We start from the raw sequence: 3638 nt of genomic DNA on the forward strand, positions 1-3638 counted from the left end.
CATCAAGCCCCAATCCTCCAAACCCATCTCAGCTTAACAAAAAACCACAAAATCTTGGAATTGACGTTCTCGGGCGATTTCGCGCACACGATAGAGGCATAACAAAAGCTGGCATGCACCCACTCCGCCCAGCGATTGATCGAGTCGGCTTGACACCAAGAGACATTGGTGTGAGAATCCAACCCCGCATCACTCGATGGGTGATATATGAGTATCGCCAAAGGCTGACTCATTCGTTTAATCATCGACAGCACTGACAGGCGTAAGCCGCAGCACGCTGCACAGGCCACGGAGCCAATCTGCATTCGATCGCTCACGGATTGCGAACGAGCGGACGCAATCTTCGGCACTCGATATCTGTCGCCACCACGCGAATCAAATTTTGCACTTCGCTGCGAATGATTTCCGTGGCTCTTCGGACAAGAGATTTCGAGACATGCCTTACGCAGGTCCGGCATTGAGATGCGACGACTTTGACGAAAGCGGGCGGAATCTCTTTCCGTCGTTGCCCGTCATTTTTCTCACCTCCGGTGCGCGCTGTTCCGCGGTCGACTGAAGCCAGCCACGTCAAATCTGTTTCGCAGTTATTGTTTCATTCAGAGGGATCTTGTGAACAAAACACGTGCTCATCATCGTCAGAATTATCAGGGATTTACGCTGATTGAATTGCTCGTCGTGATTGCCATCATCGCGGTGCTGATCGCTCTACTGCTGCCAGCAGTACAGCAGGCGCGAGAAGCCGCTCGCAGGACTCAGTGCAAGAACAACATGAAGCAACTGGGCCTCGCGCTGCATAATTATCTCGATGTCCATGGCACCTTTCCTATTCAATATCGACTCAACAGCATCCCAGGCGCTCTGAACCAGGTGAGCTGGATTCACAACATCCTGCCAATGATTGATCAGGCCACCATCTACAACGCCTGGGACTCGACTTTCTCATGGAACTCGGGGCCCAACGGGATTCAGGCAGATCCGAGAACTGGACCGGGAGGCCTCACAAATCCCAACTCAGGTAGCAATCCCTGGCTTGTGGGACGAGGCATCCCCGCACTCAACTGTCCTTCAGATCCCTCGCCCGCTTCTGGCGGGGTGGCCCCCGGATCCAGGATCATTAACTTCGCTGGTGGAGCCAATAACGATCTGAAAATCGGCATCACAAACTATCAAGGCGTCCTCGGTTCGAGTTGGGTGAGTGGCACGATTCAGGTCACTTCGGGCGTCTGGGCCACCAGTCGTTTCTGTGGCACTTTCGACTCTTCCCCCCCGGCGGTGCAGACCCAGTATCCATTTCGATGTCCTTCCGGGTTCATGGGTCGCGGCAATGATGGGCAGGGAATTCCCACGCGAATCCGCGATATCACTGATGGGACATCAAACTCGTTCATGCTGGGCGAGACCTCATTCAATCAGAACGCTCTGTCAGCATGGTTCTGGTTCAACGGAGTTCTCGCAACAACCGCTTTCCCGGTGAATCGGCCAGCGGAATGTCCGGAAGGACTCGGTCGACCTCTCGCTCAAGGCTGGAACGCTTGTTGGACGGACTGGCCGAACCAGCAGGGATTCAGCAGTCAGCACGTGGGTGGAGCTCATTTCGCCATGTGCGACGGAAGCTCGCGGTTTATTTCCCAGAGCATTGACCTGGGAACTTATCGGAGCCTGGGGACGATTCAGGGTGGAGAAATCATCGGTGAGTTCTGAACGACAACAAACGGGAATGAATTCTCCCGCAGCCACACTCATTGCTCCCCCTCCTGCTCGAACCCCGCGCCGGGAAATCAGCATCGCGACGTGGCTGCAGGGTGCCCTCGTCGCATTCGCTTTCATGTCCATCGGATGTTCATCCGGCGACAGACCTGTGATTGCTACAGTGCAGGGTGTCGTCACCTATCGAGGTGAGCCGGTCTCATACGCGAAGTTAGTGTTCCTGCCTCAACAGGTGACAGGTGGCGAGCCCTGTGTTGGACAGACGGATGAAGACGGAAACTTCTCAAAAATCGTCATGGCGAAAAGCGGGACCGAAGGGGCTGTGACCGGGAAATATACGGTCACAGTGACGGAAGGCTGGCCACCGGATGATCCGATTCCGACGGACGACATGGGGCAGGAGAAGTCCCCACCTCGTGGAAAGTGGCCCCAAAAGTACCGCGACTCGGCGAGTACGGCGTTGCAGGTTGAGGTTGTGGCTGACGAAGACAATTATTTCGAGTTCGATCTTTCGAAATGAATTCGATCCCGCGCCGTCAGCAAATGGGCGGATTATTCCCCGATCAGACACCCGGATGATGGAGTTTCACCGATGAGAATTCGCCTTTGCCTTACGCTCAGTTTGATGTTGTGTACGCCGCTCTCACCCGCATGGGGTGCAGAGCGGCCCAACGTGGTATTGGTGATTACCGACGATCAGGGCTACGGCGATCTGGGCTGCCACGGGAACCCCGTACTCAAAACGCCAGAAATCGATGCTCTGTTCAAAGAGTCGGTTCGACTGGCAGACTACCATGTCGCACCGACATGTTCACCGACGCGCGCCGCTCTCATGACAGGCAACTGGACCGACAGAACTGGCGTCTGGCATACGGTCCTGGGCCGGTCGCTTCTCAAAGAGAATTTCACGACCATGGGGCAGATTTTCCAGAACGCTGGTTACACGACCGGCATGTTCGGGAAATGGCACCTGGGTGACAATTATCCATATCGAGCCGAAGACCGAGGATTCGCCGAAGTACTCCGTCACGGTGGAGGGGGAGTTGGCCAGATTTCAGACGCATGGAACAACGCCTACTTCGGCGGTTCGTACTTCCATAATTCTCGCCCGGTCCCCGTCGAAGGATTTTGCACAGACGTCTTCTTCGACGCCGCTCGCCAGTTCATCAAGAAACAGAAGGCAGCGAAGCAACCCTTCCTGGCTTACATCGCGACCAACGCACCGCATGGCCCCATGCATGCACCGCCGGAAAGCAGCGTTCCCTACCAGAATCTCCCTGTCGATTTGGCGAACTTTTTCGGGATGATCGCGAACATCGACGACAACGTCGGTCGATTGCGTGCGTTCCTGGCTGAAGAAGGGCTTGCTCAGAACACGATTTTCATCTTCACCACTGACAACGGCACTGCTGCGGGCGACAGCATCAACAATGGAGGAATGCGAGGCAAAAAAGGGAGTGAGTACGACGGAGGACACCGGGTTCCATTCTTTGTCTATTGGCCGGAAGGGGGGCTCACTGGAGGCCGCGACGTTAACCCAATCACGGCTCATGTCGATGTCCTGCCGACCCTGATTGACCTTTGCGGTATTCCCGTCGACAGCTCTATTCACTTCGACGGTCGAAGTATCAAACCCTTGCTGAGTGGCAATACCGTTGAGTGGCCTGACCGGATTCTGGTGACCGACTCTCAGCGAGTTAAAGATCCGGTGAAGTGGAAACAGACCGCGGTCATGACAAGTCAGTGGCGATTGGTGAATGGCAAGGAACTCTACGAGATTGCCGTCGATCCACTGCAGAAATCGAACGTCATCAAACAACACCCTGAAGTGGTCAACCGACTTACCCAATTCTATGACGCATGGTGGGAAGAACTTGAACCCTCATTCAAAGAAGACGCACTGATCTATCTGGGGCATCCTGCAGAGAATC

The 3638-nt window shown here is 55.0% G+C and carries 3 protein-coding genes; all 3 read left to right on the plus strand.

What is annotated here, in order from left to right; translation table 11 throughout:
- Positions 1-609 precede the first annotated feature (609 nt).
- Positions 610-1701 (plus strand): DUF1559 domain-containing protein, encoded by a 1092-nt coding sequence (locus VGE80_RS10860; RefSeq protein WP_440592681.1) that lies wholly within the window; start codon positions 610-612, stop codon positions 1699-1701.
- Positions 1691-2227 (plus strand): hypothetical protein, encoded by a 537-nt coding sequence (locus VGE80_RS10865; RefSeq protein WP_440592682.1) that lies wholly within the window; start codon positions 1691-1693, stop codon positions 2225-2227. Before VGE80_RS10860 ends, VGE80_RS10865 begins: the two co-directional genes overlap by 11 nt.
- Positions 2228-2299: 72 nt before the next feature.
- A partial coding sequence (locus VGE80_RS10870; protein WP_440592683.1) for an arylsulfatase occupies positions 2300-3638 on the plus strand: 1339 nt, incomplete at its 3' end.

Source organism: Schlesneria sp. (genome assembly GCF_036405755.1).
Taxonomy (GTDB): Bacteria; Planctomycetota; Planctomycetia; order Planctomycetales; family Planctomycetaceae; genus Schlesneria; species Schlesneria sphaerica.